The sequence below is a fragment of the Nocardia sp. 852002-20019_SCH5090214 genome (assembly GCF_001665865.1).
GTDB lineage: Bacteria > Actinomycetota > Actinomycetes > Mycobacteriales > Mycobacteriaceae > Nocardia > Nocardia nova.
Map to the genome: position 1 here is coordinate 23,584 of NZ_LZMK01000122.1, position 20,081 is coordinate 43,664.

Annotated in this window: 19 protein-coding genes and 1 pseudogene; 12 read left to right on the plus strand and 8 right to left on the minus strand. The window is 68.7% G+C overall.

Features of this window, described 5'->3' with window-relative positions; genetic code table 11:
• Positions 1 to 7: 7 nt before the first annotated feature.
• Positions 8 to 1,462, minus strand: a complete 1,455-nt coding sequence (locus A5780_RS10050) for a glycosyltransferase family 39 protein (RefSeq protein WP_197521716.1) — start codon at positions 1,460 to 1,462, stop codon at positions 8 to 10.
• Positions 1,463 to 1,569: 107 nt separating this feature from the next.
• Complete coding sequence (locus A5780_RS10055) at positions 1,570 to 2,994, minus strand: condensation domain-containing protein (protein WP_063019428.1); 1,425 nt, start codon at positions 2,992 to 2,994, stop codon at positions 1,570 to 1,572.
• Between the two features lie 249 nt (positions 2,995 to 3,243).
• Here A5780_RS10055 and A5780_RS10060 point away from each other — a divergent pair, with 249 nt between their 5' ends.
• A complete protein-coding gene (locus tag A5780_RS10060; RefSeq protein ID WP_063019430.1) occupies positions 3,244 to 4,290 on the plus strand; it encodes an alpha/beta hydrolase family protein in 1,047 nt (348 codons plus the stop codon).
• Here A5780_RS10060 and A5780_RS10065 read toward each other — a convergent pair.
• On the minus strand, positions 4,287 to 5,174 hold the full coding sequence (locus tag A5780_RS10065; RefSeq protein ID WP_064908289.1) for an IclR family transcriptional regulator: 888 nt from the start codon (positions 5,172 to 5,174) through the stop codon (positions 4,287 to 4,289). The genes A5780_RS10060 and A5780_RS10065 overlap by 4 nt on opposite strands.
• Before the next feature lie 71 nt (positions 5,175 to 5,245).
• On the opposite strand from A5780_RS10065, the gene A5780_RS10070 reads away from it, so the two are divergent.
• The 4 genes from A5780_RS10070 to A5780_RS10085 all read left to right on the plus strand — a co-directional run bounded on the left by A5780_RS10070 (position 5,246) and on the right by A5780_RS10085 (position 9,342).
• On the plus strand, positions 5,246 to 6,700 hold the full coding sequence (locus tag A5780_RS10070) for a hypothetical protein (protein ID WP_064908290.1): 1,455 nt from the start codon (positions 5,246 to 5,248) through the stop codon (positions 6,698 to 6,700).
• Between the two features lie 400 nt (positions 6,701 to 7,100).
• Positions 7,101 to 7,847 (plus strand): hypothetical protein, encoded by a 747-nt coding sequence (locus A5780_RS10075; RefSeq protein ID WP_030515797.1) that lies wholly within the window; start codon positions 7,101 to 7,103, stop codon positions 7,845 to 7,847.
• Between the two features lie 107 nt (positions 7,848 to 7,954).
• Positions 7,955 to 8,353, plus strand: coding sequence for a BlaI/MecI/CopY family transcriptional regulator (locus tag A5780_RS10080; RefSeq protein ID WP_030515798.1), 399 nt, complete (start codon positions 7,955 to 7,957; stop codon positions 8,351 to 8,353).
• Positions 8,350 to 9,342: a M56 family metallopeptidase gene (locus A5780_RS10085; protein WP_064908291.1), complete on the plus strand. Its 993-nt coding sequence runs from the start codon at positions 8,350 to 8,352 to the stop codon at positions 9,340 to 9,342. Before A5780_RS10080 ends, A5780_RS10085 begins: the two co-directional genes overlap by 4 nt.
• A 49-nt stretch (positions 9,343 to 9,391) precedes the next feature.
• On the opposite strand, the gene A5780_RS10090 is transcribed toward A5780_RS10085, so the two are convergent.
• The gene (locus A5780_RS10090) at positions 9,392 to 10,018 is read right to left on the minus strand and encodes a hypothetical protein (protein ID WP_063019297.1); all 627 of its coding nucleotides are present in this window, start codon (positions 10,016 to 10,018) and stop codon (positions 9,392 to 9,394) included.
• Between the two features lie 57 nt (positions 10,019 to 10,075).
• Positions 10,076 to 11,056 (minus strand): YafY family protein, encoded by a 981-nt coding sequence (locus A5780_RS10095; protein WP_063019301.1) that lies wholly within the window; start codon positions 11,054 to 11,056, stop codon positions 10,076 to 10,078.
• A gap of 168 nt (positions 11,057 to 11,224) precedes the next feature.
• Here A5780_RS10095 and A5780_RS10100 point away from each other — a divergent pair, with 168 nt between their 5' ends.
• Together A5780_RS10100 and A5780_RS10105 are read left to right on the plus strand one after the other, a co-directional pair.
• Positions 11,225 to 12,019, plus strand: coding sequence for a dienelactone hydrolase family protein (locus tag A5780_RS10100; protein ID WP_064908292.1), 795 nt, complete (start codon positions 11,225 to 11,227; stop codon positions 12,017 to 12,019).
• Between the two features lie 4 nt (positions 12,020 to 12,023).
• A complete protein-coding gene (locus tag A5780_RS10105; protein WP_064908293.1) occupies positions 12,024 to 12,890 on the plus strand; it encodes an alpha/beta fold hydrolase in 867 nt (288 codons plus the stop codon).
• 188 nt (positions 12,891 to 13,078) lie between these two features.
• Here the strand turns inward: A5780_RS10105 and A5780_RS10110 are convergent, their stop codons facing one another.
• Positions 13,079 to 13,651 carry a TetR/AcrR family transcriptional regulator gene (locus A5780_RS10110; RefSeq protein ID WP_030515804.1) on the minus strand — a complete coding sequence of 191 codons (573 nt, stop codon included), beginning with the start codon at positions 13,649 to 13,651 and terminating at the stop codon, positions 13,079 to 13,081.
• Positions 13,652 to 13,754: 103 nt separating this feature from the next.
• Here A5780_RS10110 and A5780_RS10115 point away from each other — a divergent pair, with 103 nt between their 5' ends.
• Complete coding sequence (locus tag A5780_RS10115) at positions 13,755 to 14,666, plus strand: alpha/beta fold hydrolase (RefSeq protein WP_064908294.1); 912 nt, start codon at positions 13,755 to 13,757, stop codon at positions 14,664 to 14,666.
• Positions 14,667 to 15,094: 428 nt separating this feature from the next.
• Positions 15,095 to 15,685 (plus strand): hypothetical protein, encoded by a 591-nt coding sequence (locus A5780_RS10125; protein WP_082976382.1) that lies wholly within the window; start codon positions 15,095 to 15,097, stop codon positions 15,683 to 15,685.
• Positions 15,686 to 15,838: 153 nt separating this feature from the next.
• Here A5780_RS10125 and A5780_RS10130 read toward each other — a convergent pair whose 3' ends face one another.
• Positions 15,839 to 16,345 carry a hypothetical protein gene (locus A5780_RS10130; RefSeq protein ID WP_231982911.1) on the minus strand — a complete coding sequence of 169 codons (507 nt, stop codon included), beginning with the start codon at positions 16,343 to 16,345 and terminating at the stop codon, positions 15,839 to 15,841.
• A gap of 609 nt (positions 16,346 to 16,954) precedes the next feature.
• Here A5780_RS10130 and A5780_RS10135 point away from each other — a divergent pair.
• Both A5780_RS10135 and A5780_RS10140 read left to right on the plus strand, forming a co-directional pair.
• The gene (locus tag A5780_RS10135; RefSeq protein ID WP_064908297.1) at positions 16,955 to 17,764 is read left to right on the plus strand and encodes a metalloregulator ArsR/SmtB family transcription factor; all 810 of its coding nucleotides are present in this window, start codon (positions 16,955 to 16,957) and stop codon (positions 17,762 to 17,764) included.
• A 24-nt stretch (positions 17,765 to 17,788) separates the two neighbouring features.
• A complete protein-coding gene (locus A5780_RS10140) occupies positions 17,789 to 18,394 on the plus strand; it encodes a dihydrofolate reductase family protein (protein WP_064908298.1) in 606 nt (201 codons plus the stop codon).
• 12 nt (positions 18,395 to 18,406) lie between these two features.
• Here the strand turns inward: A5780_RS10140 and A5780_RS10145 are convergent, their stop codons facing one another.
• Entirely contained in the window at positions 18,407 to 19,423 is a 1,017-nt protein-coding gene (locus A5780_RS10145) for an alpha/beta hydrolase family protein (protein ID WP_064908300.1), read from the minus strand.
• Positions 19,424 to 19,746: 323 nt separating this feature from the next.
• On the opposite strand from A5780_RS10145, the pseudogene A5780_RS10150 reads away from it, so the two are divergent.
• Positions 19,747 to 20,081 (plus strand): annotated as a pseudogene (locus A5780_RS10150) (esterase family protein); the annotation flags it as partial.

Consider the following 20,081-nt stretch of genomic DNA (forward strand, 5'->3'; position numbering starts at 1 on the left):
TATCTCCTCAGATACCCGGGTCCAGAATGTCGGTCGTCAGCTCCGGCCACAGCCGCGCCCAGGTGTCGCGCGGCTCGGCGCACCGCCAGATGGTCACGTGGGCGTCGATACCGGGGAACCCGCGCGGATCGTCGAGGCGCACAAGGGGCTCGACGGTGGAAAATGTTCGGCGCAAACGCATTTCGGCGGTGTCGGTATCGACATAGATGATCGTGGTGGTGCCGGGTGGCGGGCGGCCGAACTCCGCGAAACCGCGATCGGGACTGTAGACCGGCGGCAGTCCGGGCGGCCCGAAACGATCCAGCGCCGCTGCCTGCCAATAGGTGCGGGTCAGTATCGCGGTCCGGGCGTGATCCGGACCGGCTCGTTCGACGGCCAGCGCCGCGCCGGCGACGAGGGTGTCCCAGCCCGTAGTCCCGGAAACCCGCATGCGCGTGGACAATTCGGCGCGCGTGGTCACCGGTCGCGGTGGGCTGCCGGACGGCAGCAGCAGCACCACCGCGAGCGCGATGACGATCGACACCGTCGCGGCGGTGAACGCGGTGGCTCGCGGCCATCGCACCGGAAACCGCTCGGCCAGCACGCAGGCGCCCGCCGCGAACAGCACCGGCAGCAGTCCGGCGACGTAGTAGGGGCGCCCGCCGCTGACGGCCACGAACAGCACCACGACGCAGGTGGCAACCGCCAGGAAGCGGTGGTCACGCAACCGGCGACTCGCGAAACCGTAAGCGGCACAGCCGATCAGCACCACACCCAGCACTCCGGCCATGGTCACCAGCTGCACCGGCAATCCGGCCGTGCCGCCCGTCGCGGCATGCTGCTCGTCGCGGATCACCGCCCCCATGGCCAGCTGCGGCCAGCCGTGGCGCTCTTGCCACAGCAGCGCGGGCGCCGCCGACACGGCCGCGATGGCGGCGGCGGCCCACAGTGCGGGCCGGCGCATGAGCTCACGCGGTCCGCAGCAGGCGATGCCGAGGACGAGGGCGGCCACGACGACGGGCAACAGCAGTTTCACCTGTAGATCGATCGCCGCGACCACTCCCGCGATCAGCAGCAGCCGGTCCGCTCGGGTCCGCACCCAGCGCGCCGACAGCCAGGCGAGAACGGCGACGGCCGTACTGTCGAGGGCGAACGTCGACAGCGACGCGGTCTGAGTGACCACATACGGGCAGCAGGCGTATCCGATCGCGGCGAGAATCCGCGCGGCGCGGCCGCCGCCGAACTCCCGCGCCAGCGCCGCGGTGACGACGATCGCCGCCACTCCGGCCAGAATGGCCGGCAGTCGCAGCACGGTCGGGGAATCGGGCGCGACAGCGTGCGCGGCACGCGCGAGCAGCGGAACGAGCGGTCCCTGATCGACGTATCCGGCGGCCGGATGATATCCGGCGGCGACGAAGTACAACTCGTCGCCGAACCAGCCGTACCGCGCGGCCCGGGCCACGAGGATCGCTGCGGTGAGCACCGCGACCACACCGACCCATATCGCCGCTCTGTACCGTGAGACCGTTTCCGGCACAAGGTCTTTCAGCACGCACCTCGCCGGTCGACGGCCCGGTGCGATGCGAGGTGTCACAGTAATGCGGCATCGACCCGTTCGGTGCCGGTCAGAGCGATATCGCGGCACAGTTTCGTCAGGGTCGAAAGGTAGTGCGCCACGGCCTCGTGCGCACGCGGGGTATCCGGGAACACCATGCTCAGCTGGGTGACGTCGGGGAAGCGGTTGATCCACAGGTAGACCTCGCTGGAACTGGCCCGGTTGCCGTACAGTCCGCCGTTGATGCGGTCGAACATCTCCGCGCCAGCCATCCGCCGCACATCCACGTAGGAGACCATCGGCGCGGAGAAGCCGAGCCGGGTGCGGATGCGCGGATCGTCGGCGGCCAGCTCCAGCACCCGGTGCACGCACACCTGTGCCAGCTCTTTCGCCGCATCGGCCTGAGCCTGGGCGCGGCCCACCAGCGAGGTGAACGTCTCGTCCGGCCGCACCGCCACCGCGACCGGCACCAGACTGGTGTACCAGCCGATCGCCCCCTGCTCCCCCGGAGTCGAGCGAGTATTGACCGGCGTGAACACGAAATATTTGTCCCTGCCGGTCAATTCGTATTCGGTGAGCGCGATCGCGGCGAACACACCACCGAGGAATTTCCCGCCGAAGTCCTGGCACACCTGCTCGAACCGCAGCGCCTCCGCCTCATCGAACAGCGGCACGGTGATCTGCGCGCCGCGGGTGAATCCGCTCGCGCCCGGCGCCACGCCGAGGTCCATCGGGAACGACGGCACCGCGCCGCCGTGGCGGATCAGCAACTCCAGCCAGCGCTGCACCGGCGCGGATTCGGTGGTGAGCTCGGCGTTGTAGTTGAGTTCCCGCGCACAGTAGGCGAGGTGCCCGTCGACCGGTGCGATGGGCACCTGTCCGCCGGACAGTTCGTTGCCGTAAAGCAGCAGCAGATCCACGCACGACAGCGCCTGCCCCACACCGTCGGTGTGCAGGTGGTCCACGGCCGCGTAGACGGTGAACGAGTCGCCCCGATCGATCACACCGAAACCGAAACAGTCCCAATCGAATACGTCGCGAGCGTGGCGCTGCACATGGTCGCGGACGGCGTCGCTGTCGGTGATCTCGCCGTAGTCGCGCGGCTCGAAGTCGATATCGGCCGGGTCGGCGACGTGGCGCGCGATCCGCTCACCGGGCTCGCAGGAGAACCAGCTCCAGAACGTGTCGTGGCGCCGGGCGAACGCGGTGATCGTGCGGGTCATGGCGTCGCGGTCCAGCGGGCTGGGAAAGTCGAACGCGATCATGCACAGCCGGGACGCGCGAGATCCGCTGTCGCGCTGCCGATATGCCGCGCGCAGATATTCGCGCTGCTGGTACGACGGGCCGACCGGGTGCTCCGGGGCGGCCAGGACCGCCGCACGCGACTGCGACGTGGGTGCCCAGGCGATCAGTCTGCCGGGCTGCGGATGCCAATCGTCGAAGAAACCGAAACCGACCATGGAAACCCTCGTTTCGTCCAGATGTGACGACGCGCCGGCGCCGGCCGCGCCGCCGAATCACGCGGACCGAGTCAACGGCACCCGCGCCGATCCGCCAACCGTCGCCGTGGAAGTTTGTGACCTTCCCCAGATCCGGTCGAGTCCGATAGGCCGTCGGTCCCAACAGTCGGCGCGACACCTTGCGACCGCGACCTTCGCGGGCCTACCTTGACCGCCGTCCAGTCCCGCCGAAACGAGAGAGGTAGGCGGATGATTCGCCGCTCACTGCCCACCGCCCTGCTGGCGTCGGTGCTGACCGCGGCGCTGTGCGCGGCACCCGCGGCGGCCGACGATCCACCACCCGCCCCGGTGAGCATCGCCGCGCTCACCGCCGCCGCCGAGCCCGCCGCCGACGGCGCCCACCTGCTCGGGGTCGAGCAGGAAGCCGACGGCATGCTGAATCTGCGGGTGCACTCCGCGGCGATGAACCGCGAGATCGAGGTGAAAGTCCTTCGGGCGCCGGACGGTTCGGCGCCGGCGCCGGTGTTGTATCTGCTCAACGGTGCCAGCGGCGGTTCGGAGGCCAGCAGCTGGCCCGAGCAGACCGATATCGTCGATTTCTTCCGCGGCAAACAGGTCACGGTGGTGACCCCGATGGGCGGCAACGGCAGCTATTTCGCCGATTGGCGCTCCGACGATCCCGTACTCGGCCGGCAGAAGTGGTCGAGTTTCCTCACCGCGGAGCTGCCGCCGATCATCGATTCGGCCTTCCACGGCTCCGGAGCGAATGCGGTGGCCGGTATCTCCATGGCCGGCACCTCGGTATTCCAGCTGGCCCTGGCCGCGCCGCAGTTGTATAGGGCGGTCGGGTCCTACAGCGGCTGCGCGCGCACCAGTGATCCGCTGGGCCAGGCGTTCGTCGACGGTGTGGTGCTGCGCTGGCGCGGTGATCCGCTGAATCTGTGGGGTGCGCCGGACGATCCGCTGTGGGCGGCCCACGATCCGTACGTGAACGCGGATCGGCTGCGCGGGCTGGCGATCTACGTCTCGACCGGCAACGGAATTCCCGGCCCCTTGGACAATCCGGACGGGCCCGGAATTCACGGCAATACCCGCAAACTCATCGAGCAGCTCGTCTACGGCGGGGTGCTCGAGGCCGCCACCCACAACTGCGCGATCGCGCTGCGGGACCGGCTGACGCAGTTGAACATTCCCGCGACATTCGACCTGCGCGCGAACGGCACCCACTCCTGGGGGTACTGGCAGGACGATCTGCACCGCTCCTGGCCCCTGTTCGAGCAGGCTCTGAACCGCTAGCCTGCCGTCGCGATTCTCCGTGCGGCGGAGACTGTTTCGCGCACGTACTCGGCGCGCTCGGCCGCACCGACGGCGGCACTGAGCGGGCCGATCTGGACTTCCATCGCCACCCGGTCGCCGTCGAGGACCGGGACCGTGAGATAGCTGATCGGCAGTGCGCGATCGCTGTCGAGATCAGCCCGGCTGTGCGCCGCGCCGCCGATCGTGGCCAGCAGTGCCAACACCCGCTCACGCAACGCCTTGTCCGCGGGACGGTCGGACAGATGGTCGACCACCTCGGCCAGCACCCGCAGCGTCGGCAGGCTGGCCGCGTCCAGGCCCCACGCGCAATATCCCAGTGCGCGAACGGTTTCCAGCACCTGCTCGAATTCGGCCCGGCGCTCGGGTGGCGCCTGCTGCAACCACGCGCGTTGCGCGGGCAGGCCGGCGTGGGCCAGTACGGCCGCGCCGGCCGGGGGGCGCAAGGGAATTCGGGTGCCTGCCTCGATGCCGGCCGGGATCAGACCGGGCCCGCCCGCCACGGCGACGAAGATGACCTCACTGCCCGCGATGGACGTAAGGGCGGCACCGCAGCCCACGCGTTCGGCCAGCCGGCGCAGTTCCGCCTCGAGGCGGTCGTGATCACGCAGGCGATCCCGCAGCCGCCCGCCCAGCACCAGCAACGCCGGACCGGGCTCGTAGCCGAGATCGGGAAGCCGCTGGACCCAACCGGTTTCTTCCAGGGTGCCCAGGATCGCTCCCATCGTGGAACGGCTCAATCCCAGCGTATCGGCGATTTCGGCCGAGGTCAGCGCGCCGTCGTGCGCGGCGAGCAGTTCCACCACCGACACCACCCGCCGAGTCGGGGGCGAGCTTTCGGCCCGTCCGGTGTTGCCAGTCGGCACGAGGTCTCCTAACCTGTCGCGATACGAATAATTGAATCATTCGATACGAATAATCATATCGAGGAGTGCTTGTGCGACGTAAGGGCTTTACCGGGGGCGCGGTCACCTCGATCGCGGCCGCCGCGGCGGCGATACTGACCATCGGCGCGGGTACCGCGAACGCCGCGTTCGGCCCACCCCCTCCGGTCGATCCGTATCTCGGGCCGGTCGGCACCGCCACCATGCACGGCGATGCGGAATCCTCCGACAGCACTCCGCTGCCGGGCGTCGGTACCGGCGCGGTGAACGCACAGTTCCGCGAACTGGCCGCCGCGTGCCCGACCATTCTGCAGGGCGCCGACGGCATGCCACAGGCGTTGTGCACCACCGTCACCGACCGTTCGCCCAAGATATTCCTGCTCGACCCGAACAACGGTCAGCCGCTCACCTCGCTGTCACTGCCCAAGGGCGGACTGCTCGGCGGGGTCTATGCCTATCTGGACAACGCCGACCACATGGTGATGGTCGACGGTGACGACAATCTGGTACGGGTCGCGCATACGAAGGAGGGCAACGGCTGGAAGCTGGCCATCGCCTCCTCGACGCCCCTCGGCGCCGCCGTGACCGGCCACTGCGGCGGGAACGGCTGCGACAGCGTCGCCTCGCTGATGCCCGATCGCGACGGCCGGGTGTGGTTCGCCACCGCCAACGGCTCGGTGGGCGCGGTCGACCCGAAAACCGGCTCCGCGCAATCGATCACGCTGCCCGGCGAGCACGTCGACAACAGCATCTCGACCGCCCCGGAGGGCACCGCGGTCACCACCGATCACGCCACCTATCTGTTCATCGCGGATGCCGCGGGCACTCCGCACCAGGTGTGGCGGCAGCCCTACGATCGCGGCCCGGCGCGCAAACCCGGGCAGCTCAGCTGGGGCAGCGGGGCCAGTCCGACCTTCTTCGGCCCGCGTGACGGCACCGATTATCTGGCGATCACCGACAATGCGGTGCCGCAGGAGAATCTGCTCGTCTACGACACCCGCACCGGCCGCCCGGTCTGCTCGGTGCCCGCGGTGGACGGCACCGAGAACTCGCCGATCGGCTCGGGTAACAGCGTCTTCGTGGCGAGCACCTACGGCTATCCCTATCCGGCGCTGCCCGACAACGCCGGTCCGAGCGAGCCGGACAAAGCCGATTTCACCGGCGGCATGGTCCGCATCGACGTGAATGCCGACGGTAACGGCTGCACCCGGAAATGGAGCAGCGATGTGAAATCCGCCGCCGTCCCCCGGCTTTCACTGGCGGACGGCAAGATCTACACCGTCGCCCGCAAGAATCGGATCGCAGGCATCGATACCGGCAGCGCCGGAGCGGTGATCGACACCTATCACCTCGTCGTGATCGACGCGGAAACCGGCACGGAGAATTCCAGCCGGTTGATCGGCACCAGCACCGTGCACGACACCCTGCAGATGGTCGGCACGATCGCGCCGGGTCGCGTGCAATACCAGGGCACCACGACCGGACTGTTCCGGATCACACCGAGCTGAACGGGAATTCGACCGCGCAGGGGCGAGACCGCTACCGGTCTCGCCCCTGCGTTCTTTCGGATCGCTCGAAGATTGCTACTGTGGTTGTCCGGTACGCGCGATCGTCTACTAAATGCGTACGTACATAGTCGAATAGTCGCAGCGATGTCCGGAATCCGCTCGGCCCATTGGCTTCTCACGTTAAATGCTTATTACGCAGCTGTATCCGCTTGGTTAGCAACATTTCTCAACCGTAAACGTTTCTGCGTCGCACCTTTACGCCGGGTTGGCACTCGTTAATCTCAAGTTCGCGCGATCCGGATAATCCGGATTTCGCACCGGCAGCGGATAATTCGGCAATTCTCCCCCTGGAATTCCCGATCGCTCGCCGCCTTATCCGATCGACCACGATGAGGATCCGATGAACAAGACCACCCGTTTGGTCTCCGGCGCGACCATAGCTCTGATGGTGACCGGTGCCGTAGCCACCACCGCCACCACTGCCAACGCCGCCACCGGCACGCCCGCGGCCCCCGCCGCCGGCGCACCGATCGCCGCCGACCCGTTCACACTGACCACCGACATCCTTCCGGGCGTGCGCTACACCAGCAACACGCAGGACGGCTCGGTCAGCATTCAAACCGGACTGGGCTCGCTCACCACGGTGGGCACCCAGTTCCAGGTCAAGGACGGCAACGGCGCCCTGGTCGCCGGTACCGCCCTGGCCACCTCGCCCAAGGCCGAACAGGCCGCCACCGCACCCGCCTCGCTGCCCGAGACCCAGCAGGCGGCCGCCGAGCAGCCGGCGCCCCAGTCGGCCGCCGTCGAACAACCGGTCACCTCCGCCCAGCCGATCTATACCCAGGACGAGTTCAACTCCGCCCTGAGCGTGGCCGCCACCCAGTTCGGGCTGGCGACCGGTATCGGCAGCCTCGCCGGCGGCGCGGTGGGCGGCATCACCGGCTGCGTGCTCGGCGCGACGATCGGCTTCGCCCTGGTGCCGGAGTTCTTCCTCGGCAGCGGCGCGGCCGGCTGCCTGGTCGGCGCCGGACTCGGTGCCACCGTGGGTCCGCTGATCGGCGCCGCCATCCTCGGCGTGCCGGTCGGTATCGCCAGCGCGGTGCAGATGTACAACACCCTCAACGCACCTGCTCCGGCCGCCTCCTGAGTCGGCTCTCCCACCCTGTGGCCCCGTCGTTCCGGCGGGGCCACAGCCGTTCCCGGGGGCCGGGAATGGGTACTATCCCGGTACGTAGTCGATGGTGGAGAGGTGCGATGGCACATCGTTTCGGGGATCTGGAGGCGGTGGTGATGGATCGCATCTGGTCCGCTCCCGACACCATCACCGTGCGGACCGTGTTCGAGGACCTGCTGCGCAGCCGGGAAATCGCCTACACCACGGTCATGACCACCATGGACAATCTGCACCGCAAGGGCTGGCTGGAACGCGAACGCGACGGCAAGGCCTATCGCTATCGAGCGCGCCTGAGCCGCGAACAATACAGCGCCCAGCTGATGCGCGAGGCGCTCGGCGGCGGCCGCTCCGATCTGGTGCTCGCCCATTTCGTCGAGCAGATCTCCGACGACGACACCGCCGCGCTGCGCAAGGTGCTGCGCCGCGCGAAAACCCGCAATGCCCACACCGAGCAGCCGGGTACCGAGGTCGCCGAGTGACCCTCGCGCTGTGCCTGCTGGGTTATTCGGCACTGGTCTGCGTTCTCTGCCCGCCGATCCTGACCCGGCTCACCGCGCACGGCAGCGTCCCCTCGCTCGGCGTGCTGGCCTGGCTCACCGCGATCGCCGCCGTCCTCGGCGCCTGGGCGGCCGCCGCGGTGGCCCTGACCGTGCAGGTCGCCCACACCTGGGATCTGCCGATGGCCCACCTGTTCGACGACTGCTGGGTCGCCGTACACGCCACCGCCGACGGCAGCCACGGTCCGATCGCCCAGTTCGCCGCGCTGATTTCGGCCCTCGCGCTGATCGGATTCGTCGTGGTGCGCGGCGTGCGGGTGATCGGTGCGGTGGTGCGCGCGGGACGCAGCAGCGCCCGGCACGCCCGCTCGGCCTCGCTCGTCGGGCGGCGACTCGACGACGCCGGCGCGGCCGCGGCCGTGGTCATCGATGCGCCGCAGCGGGCGGCCTACTGTGTCGCGGGGCGACCCGGGACCGTGGTGGTGACCAGCGCCGCAGTGGCCGCGCTGGATCGGCCGCAGCTGGCCGCGGTACTCGCCCACGAGGACGCGCATCTGGCCGGGCGGCACCATCTGATCCGGGCGTCGACCCGCGCGCTGACCACCACCCTGCCGCGCATTCCTTTGTTCGCCGCCGCCGACGACCGCATCGCCCAGCTGCTGGAAATGTGCGCCGACGACCGCGCGGCCGGTCGCCACAGCCGCAGCGCCGTCCTCACCGCACTGCTCACGCTGTCCGGAGCCACCGGGGACGCCGAGATCGGCTCGCTGCTCCCGGATTCGGCGCTGGGCACGAGCACACTCGCCGTCGCCGACCGGGTGCATCGGCTGGTGCGCTCCGAGTCGCGCACGACGCGCGCCGGCCGCGGAATTCCACTCGCGCTGTTCGCAACAGCGGTCGCCGCGGTGCCGGCTTCCGGATATCTGCTGGTGCATTTCGGGATGGCGGGCTGTCTGCCCTTCGTCCACTGACACGGCGCGGGGACCGGCCCATTCGAAACCGGTCCCCGCGCAGGGTCGTTCAGTTGTAGACGGCGCCGAACGACGGGACGGAGATGGTGCCCAGCTGGTACTGGAAACCGTCGGGGTTGGCATCGGAAACCGGAACCGGCCACCGGTGCCACAGCGTCCCGTACACCGCGGCCACCACCATCCCCGCCCCCGGATCGAAGACAGGGGTGCGGATGGTGGTGTCCACCGGCACGTCGTTATGTTCGATCAGCGTTTGGGTGCCGCTGCGCCCGTTCGACAGGTTGTACCAGACGACCTGCAGATTCGCCCCGCCCTGATTCGGGGCGATGGTGCCCGGCCCGCCGAAGAAGCCGAGGCGGAAGCCGTCGTAGTTCAACGCGATTCCCGACCCGTAGACGCCGGGGCCGGTGCCGCGCCCGATGTCGGATTGGGCGGGTATCTGGAACGGCTGGGCGGGCAGCGCCGCCTGCTCGACGGTCGGTCCCGCGGCGAGCAGCCGATCGATCGCCTGTTCGGCCGCCGGATTCCCGGCCGCCGCCGCGCGCAGATGGGCGGTCGCCGCGGACCAGTCCACGGCAGCCGGTTCCGCCGCGACCGGACCGGCGAACACCGCGGCCGCCGCCGCTGCTGCCGCCGCTGCGGCGGTGAGACGATGGGTGACACTCAGTCGACGCATAACCAGTTCTCCTCGAGTATTCCGGTACAGCTTGCTGAGAAATTGCGATATATCCTGTCACCGTAGCTTTTTCATCCCCGAGTGCGCGGGTGCGGCGCGCTGCAATCGGGCGGCGAGTTCGCGGACGTGGTCGGCGACCTCGGGCGGGGAGTCGACGCGGAAGTCGCAACCGAGTCGCAGCAGCCGGAAGACCAGCCACTGCATGGTGTCGGCCTCGGTGTGCAGCCGGCAGGTGTGGTCGTCGACTTCCTCGACCTCGCCGAGCGCAGCCGCGGACGCACGGATATCGTCCGCCGGGGCGAACACGGTGACCTCCGCGCGGTACACCGGTGTGAGCGAATACAACGAATCGCGGACGTAGGTGGCCGCATCCTCGGCGGGCAATTGCCGTGCCTCGGTGCGCAAGCCGATCGGCTGCGGATTCTCGATCCGGTCGATCCGGAAGATCCGCCAATCGTCGCGCTCGCGATCGAAGGCGACCAGATACCAGCGCTGTCCCGCAGCCACCAAACGATGCGGGTCGACCAGCCGCCGGGTCCGCGCACCGGCGTTCGAGCGGTATCCGAACCGCAGTTGTTCCCGCCCGCCGATCGCGGCCGCCAGCACCGTCAGTATCCCGGTGTCGACCGGCGAATCCGATGCTGGGGCAAGGGTTTCGGTTGCGGCGCTCACCGAGCGGACCCGGCTCCGCAGCCGGGTCGGCAGCACCTGCTCGAGTTTGGCGAGCGCACGCACCGCCGCCTCGTCCGCACCGGGCAGCGCATGCGCGGCGACGGTCCGCAGCCCGATCGCGGTCGATACCGCCTCGTGGTCGTCGAGCAGCAGCGGCGGCATCGCGGTCCCCGCGGCCAGCCGATATCCGCCGTATACCCCCATCGTCGCCTGCACCGGATAGTCGAGTTCGCGCAGCCGATCGATATCGCGGCGCACGGTCCGGGGACTGACACCCAGCCGCTGCGCCAGCTCGCTGCCCGACCACTCCCGCGGTGTCTGCAGCAGCGACAGCAGGGTGAGCAGGCGCTGCGTCGTATCGGTCACCACGTCATTCTGACTCGGAACTAGGACAGTTTCCGACCGTTATGCGCGACGCTCGCCGAGCGCGTGATCCGCCACGTCGCCGGTTCAGCGCTGGGGACAGCGACCGGTCTGCGGCAGAATGCCTGTGCCGCAACCTGATCGGCAGGTCGTGACACAGTGGAGGCGGGAATGACCGAGGAAATCGTGGGCCGGCATGCCGAGGTCGAGGTGGACGGTTCACCGATGACGGTATATCTGGCGCGGCCGGTGCGCGGCGGCCGGTTACCCGTGGTGCTGGTCGGCGCCGAATTGTGGGGTCTGACAGCCGAAGTGCGGGCGGTGGCCGACCGGGTGGCCGCGCTGGGATATGTGGCGGTGGTCGCGAATCTGTATCACCGATGCGGACCCGAGACCGCCACCGGCCTCACCGAATCCGACGAGAACCGGGCGCGGGCCTTCGAGCTGCTCAGCACGCTCACCCGCGACGGCGTGGAGGCCGATCTGCGTGCGGCCGTGGCCTTCGCCCGCGAGCAGGGCGACGGCAGCGACACCACCGGCGCTCTCGGATTCAGCCTCGGCGGGCACATCTCCTACTTCGCCGCGACCCGGCTGGATCTGGCCGCCGCGGCGATCTTCTACCCCGGCTGGCTGCCGGTGGCCGGTACCGCGCTGAGCATCCCGGATCCGCTGCTGTCCTACACCTCGTCGATCGCCGAACGCGGCACCCGCCTGCTGATCCTGCTGGCCGAACGTGACCACGTGATCGACGCCGAGCAGCGCACGGCCATCGACGCCGCGCTCTCGCAGGCGGGTGCGGAGTACGAACTGGTCGTCTACCCCGGTGCACAGCACGCCTACTTCTTCCCGGGGCGGCCGGTGCACGATGCGGCGGCCGCGGCCGATTCCTGGCACCGCGTGACCGAGCTGTTCGCCGCGAAATTGGGTTCGGTGACCGATGAATTTCCGGCGCGCGCCTCGTCCTAGGAGCATGCAGACACAGATCCTCAGTACCCCCGAGGCCGATCTCACCTACGACGTCCGCGGTCCGCTGCCCACCGCCGACGGGCGCGCGCCGCTGCTCATGGTCGGCCAGCCGATGACGGCCGACGGTTTCGCGACCCTGGCCACCTACTTCCCCGACCGCACCGTGATCACCTACGACCCGCGCGGGCTGGGGCGCAGCGTGCGCAAGGACGGGCGGGTCGACCATTCGCCCGTCGTGCAGGCCGAGGATCTGCACACCCTCATCGAGCAGGTCGGCGGTCCGGTGGAGATCTTCGCCAGCAGCGGCGGGGCCGTGACCGCACTGGCCCTGGTGGCCGCGCACCCCGGCGACGTGACCACACTCGTCGCGCACGAGCCGCCGATCCTGCCGGTGCTGCCCGATGCGGAAGCGGCCCGCCGGGCACAGATCGCGGTACGAGATGTGTACGAGGCCAAGGGATTCGGCGCGGCGATGGCCGCCTTCATCGCGATGGCATCGTGGCAGGGCGAATTCACCGACGAATTCTTCGCCCTGCCCACCCCCGACCCGGCGCAGTTCGGCATGCCCACCGAAGACGACGGTTCCCGCGACGATCCCCTGGTCTCGGATCGCTCCTGGGCGGTCAGCGGCTACGTCCCCGACGCCGCGGCACTGACAGCGGCCCCCACCCACATCCTCATCGCGGTCGGCGAGGAGTCGGCAGGCGTACTGACCGCCCGCACCGCAGCGGCCACAGCCGCCCTCCTCGGACAAGAGCCCACCGTTTTCCCCAGCCACCACAGCGGTTTCGTCGGCGGCGACGCCAGCTATGCGGGTCAGCCGGAGGCTTTCGCGAAGCGGTTGCGAGAGGTACTCGACGCCCACCGCTGATTCGAAAACCGTTCACGGCGAGCGCTTTTACGATCACGCGATCTCGCCGTGGCGGTCTCGTCGCCACCGCCCGCGCTCAGTTACTCCGCGCTCGCACACGGTCAGCAATCGAGCTGAATGACCGCTCCTGCCGATGAGGGCGAACCCTCGGCGGTGCTCGATCGGCGGCGTGCGGCGTGTAATCGGTCCTATCTTCGGCAGCCGTCGAGTAGCAAGCGGAGGGTGAGGCGGGGGTCGTAGTTCGGGTCGGTCATCTCGGCGCCCGCGCAGATGTCGCCGATGGCGCGCATCAGTTGGTAGGCGGTGAAATCTGTGGTGACCTCGCCCGCGCCGCGGGCGGCGGTGAGGAGGTTCTCGAAGACGGGGACCAGGCGGTCCAGGAACAGGGCGTGCAGGGCGGTGATGCCGTCGGGGTCGCTGCGCATCGCGGCGGCGAGTCCGTGTTTGGTCGCCAGGAAGTCTGCGAAGAGGTCCACCCATCGGCGCAAGGCTGCGAAGGGTGAGGAAGCTGTCGCGAGGAGAGCGGGGCCGGCCTCGGCGCAGGCGTCGATCTGATGACGGTAGACGGCCGCGACAAGGTCTGCGCGTGTGGGGAAGTGCCGGTAGATCGTTCCCATGCCGACCCCGGCCTCGGCGGCGATACGGCGCACGGGAGCGTCTACTCCGTCGGTGCGGAAGACCGCGGCTGCGGCGTCGAGCAGCGCTTTCGCATTGCGTTGGGCATCCGCACGTTTCGCGGTCGTCGGTGACGGCTCACTCACCCGTTGCTCCTTCCTCCGGCAGTACTTGCCAATCGGAACATCGCTCCGTATATTCGGAACAACGCTCCGATTAGGAGTTTATCGTCCTCGAAGGGAATTTCCCATGTCCGCACCAACCACCCCGATCGTCAGCATCGCGCCCGTCACGCTGGCCGCGCCCGAGCGCGGCGTCGACCTGCAGGTCCGCGTGTCCGCGCCTGTCCGCGGATCCGGCCTGCCGATCGTCGTCCTCGCCCACGGCTTCGGCCAGTCCATGTCCTCCTACGACCCGCTCGTCGACCACTGGGCCGCCAATGGATTCGTCGTTGTGCAGCCGACGTTCCTGGATGCGCGGACGCTCGGCGTTACTGCCGACGATCCGCGGTACCCGGATATCTGGCGCATCCGCGTCACCGACGTCGTACGGGCACTCGACGACCTCGATCAGGTCTGCGCCGCGGTTCCCGGCCTCGGTGAGCGCATCGATCGTGAGCGGATCGCCGTCGCGGGGCACTCCTGGGGCGGGCAGACCGTGAGCATGTTGCTCGGTGCTCGCGTCCTCGGCGCGGACGGTCGGCCCGGTCCCGATATGACCGACCCCCGCGTGAAAGCCGGTGTGCTGCTTGCGACTGCCGGCCTGGGCGGGGACGATCTGACCCCGTTCGCAGTGGCGAACTTTTCCTTCATGAACCCGGACTTCGACGGTCTGACCACACCGGTGCTGGTGGTCGCGGGTGATCACGATCAATCCCAGCTCTCGACCCGCGGACCCGACTGGTTCACCGATGTGTACACCCACAGCCCCGGCGCACAGAGCCTGCTCACCGTGTTCGGAGGCGAACACTCGCTCGGCGGAATTCACGCCTACAACGCCGCGGACACCACCGACGAAAGCTCCGAACGCGTCGCCCTGATCCGCGAGGCCGCCTGGGCCTATCTGCGCAGCGCCCTCGGAATCGACACTGCCGCATGGGAAAAGGTGCAGGCCGAGCTGGCTGGAACCGCCGACCCGATCGGACGGATCGACCACAAGTGACGCCTGTCGCGCTGATCCCGCCCGCCGTCGCCGGCGCCGAGGTGGACAACCGCGTCGGCAGTGAGACGTCCGGCCATGAGCAGGGACATTCTCCCCTGGGTGAACTCTCGATATCCGAGTTGCGGGAACGCACGGGGCCGGCGTCCTCGGCGCTGGGTCGCAGCGTTCGCCGGTCCGGCCGATAGCATCTAATCAAATTGGCGTGCAATGACATCGGCTAGGTTGCGGCAGCTCGATGTGCACGTCGAGCAGATCCAGCAGGGCCAGGGGCTCCAACCTCGATCGGCTCCCGAACGACCGGAACGCGGCAATATCGGATGTACTGAACAGCTGGTGAGAACGATCGGTCGAATATCTCCTCCCAAGGTCTCAGGGCGAGGTTACCTTCGGCCCTGGGGCGACTGCGGAACTGTGCCGACGATGGATCTATGACCACGGGATCCGGTGTCGGCCCCATGCTTATCGAGTCCGCGGTGCCGGCCTTCGACGCCGACCTGATCGAGCATCTGGTGGTGCACGCCGATCCGCGTGCGACCTATCAGGCGGCGCGCGACCTGGATCTACTGAGCGTGCGTACGCCGCTGACGACGGTCTCGATGTGGGTTCGGGAGCTGCCCGCGCGCTGGAGCGGCCGGGCGGTCCCCCCTCCGCAGCGACTGGTGGTGGGTGAGGGCGTCGGGCTGCCGGGCTGGCTGCTGCTCGGCGAGATCCCGGGACGTGAGATCGCGTTCGGTGCGGTCGGCAAATTCTGGCGGCCGGATATCGAATGGCGCGACGTACCACAGGCGGACTTTGCCGGCTTCGCCGAGCCGGGATGGGGGAAGATCGCGGCGAACTTCACCGTCACCGCTTATGGCGAGCATGCCAGCCTGCTCGGCTACGAGGTTCGCACCGTCACCACCGATCCCGTATCGCGGCGGCGATTTCTGCGGTACTGGTGGTTGATCCGCCCGTTCGTGGCGCACATAATGCGGGCCACGTTGCGCACGATCGCGAAGGACGCCGAAACACGGGGGTGAACGGATATCGACCGACAGTCGTTGCGAGCCAGCGGATTCCGATCCCACGCTGACAGTTCACGCCCAGGCCGGATCGACCGAGCCGGGCCGGCGGACCGCTCGCTCATCGGCATGGACAGACGTTCCATGGATGCCCAACGGCTCGAGTCGATCTCAGGCCATCGAGAGCGCAGAGGCCGTCCTCTCGACGTTGCGCTTCAGCACGGCCAGCATGCGCGCCTGCATGATCCACACCACCACGGGAAAGGCCCAGTCGTACATCAACCGCTCGAACCATCTGGGGCGGGCGGCTTGGTAGCCGCCGATGACCAGGCGGGTGCGTCGGCCAGGTAGCCCGGTCAGGCGAAAGCCCCAGAACCCCTCCATATAGGCCGAGGGCCGCGGCCGGCTCGGATCGAGCAACTGTCCCCGGAGATCGGCCAGCCAGTAGAGCCCCAAGAATCGGTTCGGTTCAAGGGTTACCACCGCATAAGAGGGAAGGCCGAGGCACTTCATACGGTCCCCGACGCCGAGGCCCTGCCACTCCGGGTGAACCTCCCGGGCGCTGGGACGGCCCGCGTTGTCGAGGAGGTCCCAGGAATAGAAGCCTCCGCGGTCCCAACCCATCTGAACCAGCCACGGCCATACCTGCTCTGCGGGCGCCTCGATGGTGACGGCCATGGTTGCTCCCCGCTCGCCCTCAGGGACGAAGTCGCCACCAGGAAAGGGGCCGGCAACTTCGTCAGCGGTCGCACCCCACGTCATCAGTCGAGGCGCCAGAAGGCGCCGGTAGGCCACCGTAGCCGCTATTCCCACTGCCGCGGCACCCGCGCTCCCGAGCACACCGGTCATACGACAACCATGCGACACCGTGCAGGCAGGCCACCAGGGCCAAACGTCATAGCGTTCGAGCGGACCCAAGATCTCGGTCGGCGACTCGGCACACGACGCCGACGTGATACGTAGCCCCCCGCTTCGAATACCGCGCCTCGATAATCAGATCGGCGCAATCCCCCTCGCCGTCACCCGCCACGCCAAGAGGGACACTCTGCTGGCAGCCGGCGCCGCCGCGGTCATCTTCACCGACCACGACGATGTCGTCGAGGCGACGCACCGGTACACCGACGACGCCGGCGCCAACATCATCATGGATTCCATCGCGCCCCACACCATCTTGTCGCGAACGAATGTACGAGCAACGCCCGACAAACCTTCTCAGGCGCCGACACCATCGGCGGACGGCCGAGATATTCCTTGACAAGAATATTCTTTCAAGTGAATACTTAGCTCATGGATCAGATCTTCTCCGCCCTGGGCGACGGTGCGCGGTGGCGGATCGTCGAACTGCTGGCCGAGCGGCCTCGCTCGGTCGGGGAGTTGGCGGAGGCGACCGGGTTGCGGCAGCCGCAGACGACCAAACATCTGCAGACGCTGGCTCGGGCGGGGGTGGTCACCGTCTTTCCGTTGGGGCAACGACGGGTGTACGCCCTCGAGGCGGGACCGCTGCACGAGCTGGCTCGGCGGCTGCGCGAGGTTGCGGAGACGGCCGAGGCGCATGCCGGCGAGCGGGACGTGGTTGCCCGCTACCGCGCGGCGATCGACGCGGAAACCGCTGCGGCGCACCGCGATCGGTGGGCAGACGGGCGGACGTTCAGCTTCGAGCGCACCCTGGCCGCGCCACGGAGCACCGTGTGGCGGCACTGGGTCGATCCGGATCTGCTGGCGGCCTGGTGGGCGCCGGCGCCCATGCGCATCACCGAATGCGTGCTAGAACCCGCAGCCGGCGGCCGGGCCGTCCTGGACTATCGCGACCCCGAGGGGCAGCGGTATCGCTCGAAGGGGCACGTGCTGGCGGCGGAGAAGAACGAACGCCTCGTCTTCGAACTGTCCGTCCTGGACGACGCGGGCGCGGTGGCTTTCACCGGCCGCTACACCCTCACCCTCACCGAGACGGCCGAAGGCACCCGGCTGCACCTGGCATCGACCATCACCGACACGACCGCCGACGCGGCCGCCTTCATCGCCGGAATAGAAACCGGTTGGGCCGCAGTCCTCGACAACCTCGCCGACGCCGTCGGCGCATCCACGTCCACCGAATAACCAGACGAAACAAAGGAGCCCGCCATGAGCGACACGCATGCCCGCAGAGTGACCGCCAACCTCAGCATCACCCTCGACGGCCGGTACCGCGGCCCCGGCGGCCCCGCCGATATGGGCCCCATCGTTCGCTATGCGACCACCGAGGTCGCGCGCGATCACCTCACCCGGATGCGGGAGAACGCCACAACGGCGGTGCTGGGCCGGCTCAACGCGGAGGGTTTCCTCGGCTTCTGGCCCTCGGTCGCCGCCGACGACACCGCCGACCCGCGCGACCGCGGATATGCGAAGTGGCTGGTCGATACGGAGAAGGTGGTGCTGTCCCGGACGCTGACCGACGCACCCTGGGACCGCACGCGCATCGTGAACGCCCCCGCCGCCGACGTGATCGCCGAGCTGCGCGGCACCGGCACCGGCACCGGCGACATCCTGGTCAACAGCAGCGCGAGCGTCATCAAGGACCTGCTCGCCGCCGATCTGCTCGACCGCCTGTACCTCATCGTCTGCCCCGAGATCGCCGGTGGCGGACCGCGCCTGTTCGACGACGGCCTGCCGGCGACGACATGGTCACTCTCCCACCAGGAAACGGGTGAACTGGGCGAGCTGGCCGTCGTCTACGATCGCGTGCGCTGACTCGGGCAGCTCTCACGCACCGAGGGCGTCGGCGAACAGCGGCCACGAGGTGTGCAGGTCCTCCTGCCAGTAGCCCCAGGAGTGGGTGCCGGTCGGCCGGAAATCGAAGGTCGCGGGCACGCCGAGTTGCTGCAGGCGGTCGTGCAACTGGTGAGTGCAGAGATTCGTGACGCCTTCGAGTGCCGCACCGAAGACGAGTTGATAGGCGAGCTGCGTCGCGTCACCGTGTGCGCCCTGGAAAGTGTCGAGCGGTCCCGGGATTCCGGTGCCGGTGGAGACGTAGATCGCGGTGCCGCGCAAGCGATCCGCGTGCACATAGGGGTCGTTGGCCGCCCACGCCGGATCCGTCGGCGGCCCCCACATGTTCACGGTGTTCCCCATCCGATTTCCGACCACGGCGTCGACGATCAACTGCCCCTGCGGGTCGCTGGTGCGCACACATCCGGAGTACGAGCCGACCGCCTTGTACAAACCCGGCGCGGCCAGTGCCAGCTGGAAGACCGACGTCCCCGCCATCGATATTCCGGCGATCGCGTTCACCCCGGTACCGCCGAATCCGGAGTCGATGATCGGCGGCAATTCCTTGGTCAGGAAGGTGCGCCACCGCTGCCGGCCCAGCACCGGATCGTCGGCGCGCCAGTCGGTGAAGTAACTGCTGGCGCCGCCGAACGGCACCACCACGGTCACCTGCTTGTCGGCGAAGAACTGCGCGATATCGGTCCGGTTGATCCAGTTTCCGTCGGCGCCGCCGTCGATGCCGTTCAACAAGTACACCGTGGGTGCCGGCCGCGAGCGGTCCGGCGCCGGAAGCACTTCCAGCCGGATCGGAATGTTCATCGACGCGGAATGGACGGTGACCGTGAGGGCGCGTGCTGAACCTGGCGTGGCCGTCGTCAGGACGGACCCGTCGGCGGAGGGACGGGCGTCCGTCAGGGCTTGGGTGGCCGAAACCGAGGCGGGCACAGGCGAATCGGGTGCGGTGGCGGGCGGTTGGGCGGTGGCCGAACCGCAGGCGAGTCCGGCCGTCATCGACAGCGCCGCGGCCAGCCGCACCGAAATGCGGCCGATGGCCTGCGACACACCAGAATTCCCATGCAACACAGCAGAATTCACGCGCCGCCTTTCCTGGGTCCGAAACCGCGGAACCGCCGGCGCCGACGATAGGCCGCCGCGGTGCTACCCGGCAATCGCCGCGTGCCGGCTTTGGCCCGTATGCCAGCGCGGACGCGCCCGGTCTGGTAATGGCCACAAATTCCGCGCTATCGGGTGCCGGGGCAGCGGCCGGCGTCGTTGACTGTGGTCGGCCGTCGGGGAGTCGGGCCGCGAACACATGTCGAGATCGGAGTGCGAGGATGGTCAGCCGTCCGCCGAGAATGCGCATCGCCCGTGCCGTCGCCGTGCTGTCGGCCGTGATCACCGTGGCGGCGGCGATCACCGCCTCGAACGAGCGCGCGATCGCCGATCCTGCCGAGGCCGGCGCACCCGACGGTTCGCACATCAGCGACATCCACCGGCGCGACGACCGGATCCTCGATATCGGGGTGTACTCGGCGGCCATGCGCAATGTGACTCGCGTGCAACTGATTCGCGCCGCCGACCCGGACCGGCCGGCGCCGACGCTGTATCTGCTCAACGGAGCCAACGGCGGGATCAGCGACGGCAGCTGGGCCGATCGCACCGATATCGC

Coding starts and splice junctions, on each gene's coding strand:
- A5780_RS10115 (WP_064908294.1), top strand. CDS start 13,755: ATGTCCGCACCAACCACCCCGATCGTCAGCATCGCGCCCGTCACGCTG.
- A5780_RS10090 (WP_063019297.1), bottom strand. CDS start 10,018: ATGCGTCGACTGAGTGTCACCCATCGTCTCACCGCCGCAGCGGCGGCA.
- A5780_RS10080 (WP_030515798.1), top strand. CDS start 7,955: ATGGCACATCGTTTCGGGGATCTGGAGGCGGTGGTGATGGATCGCATC.
- A5780_RS10100 (WP_064908292.1), top strand. CDS start 11,225: ATGACCGAGGAAATCGTGGGCCGGCATGCCGAGGTCGAGGTGGACGGT.
- A5780_RS10055 (WP_063019428.1), bottom strand. CDS start 2,994: ATGGTCGGTTTCGGTTTCTTCGACGATTGGCATCCGCAGCCCGGCAGA.
- A5780_RS10105 (WP_064908293.1), top strand. CDS start 12,024: ATGCAGACACAGATCCTCAGTACCCCCGAGGCCGATCTCACCTACGAC.
- A5780_RS10125 (WP_082976382.1), top strand. CDS start 15,095: ATGACCACGGGATCCGGTGTCGGCCCCATGCTTATCGAGTCCGCGGTG.
- A5780_RS10060 (WP_063019430.1), top strand. CDS start 3,244: ATGATTCGCCGCTCACTGCCCACCGCCCTGCTGGCGTCGGTGCTGACC.
- A5780_RS10140 (WP_064908298.1), top strand. CDS start 17,789: ATGAGCGACACGCATGCCCGCAGAGTGACCGCCAACCTCAGCATCACC.
- A5780_RS10135 (WP_064908297.1), top strand. CDS start 16,955: ATGGATCAGATCTTCTCCGCCCTGGGCGACGGTGCGCGGTGGCGGATC.
- A5780_RS10145 (WP_064908300.1), bottom strand. CDS start 19,423: ATGACGGCCGGACTCGCCTGCGGTTCGGCCACCGCCCAACCGCCCGCC.
- A5780_RS10075 (WP_030515797.1), top strand. CDS start 7,101: ATGAACAAGACCACCCGTTTGGTCTCCGGCGCGACCATAGCTCTGATG.
- A5780_RS10130 (WP_231982911.1), bottom strand. CDS start 16,345: ATGGCCGTCACCATCGAGGCGCCCGCAGAGCAGGTATGGCCGTGGCTG.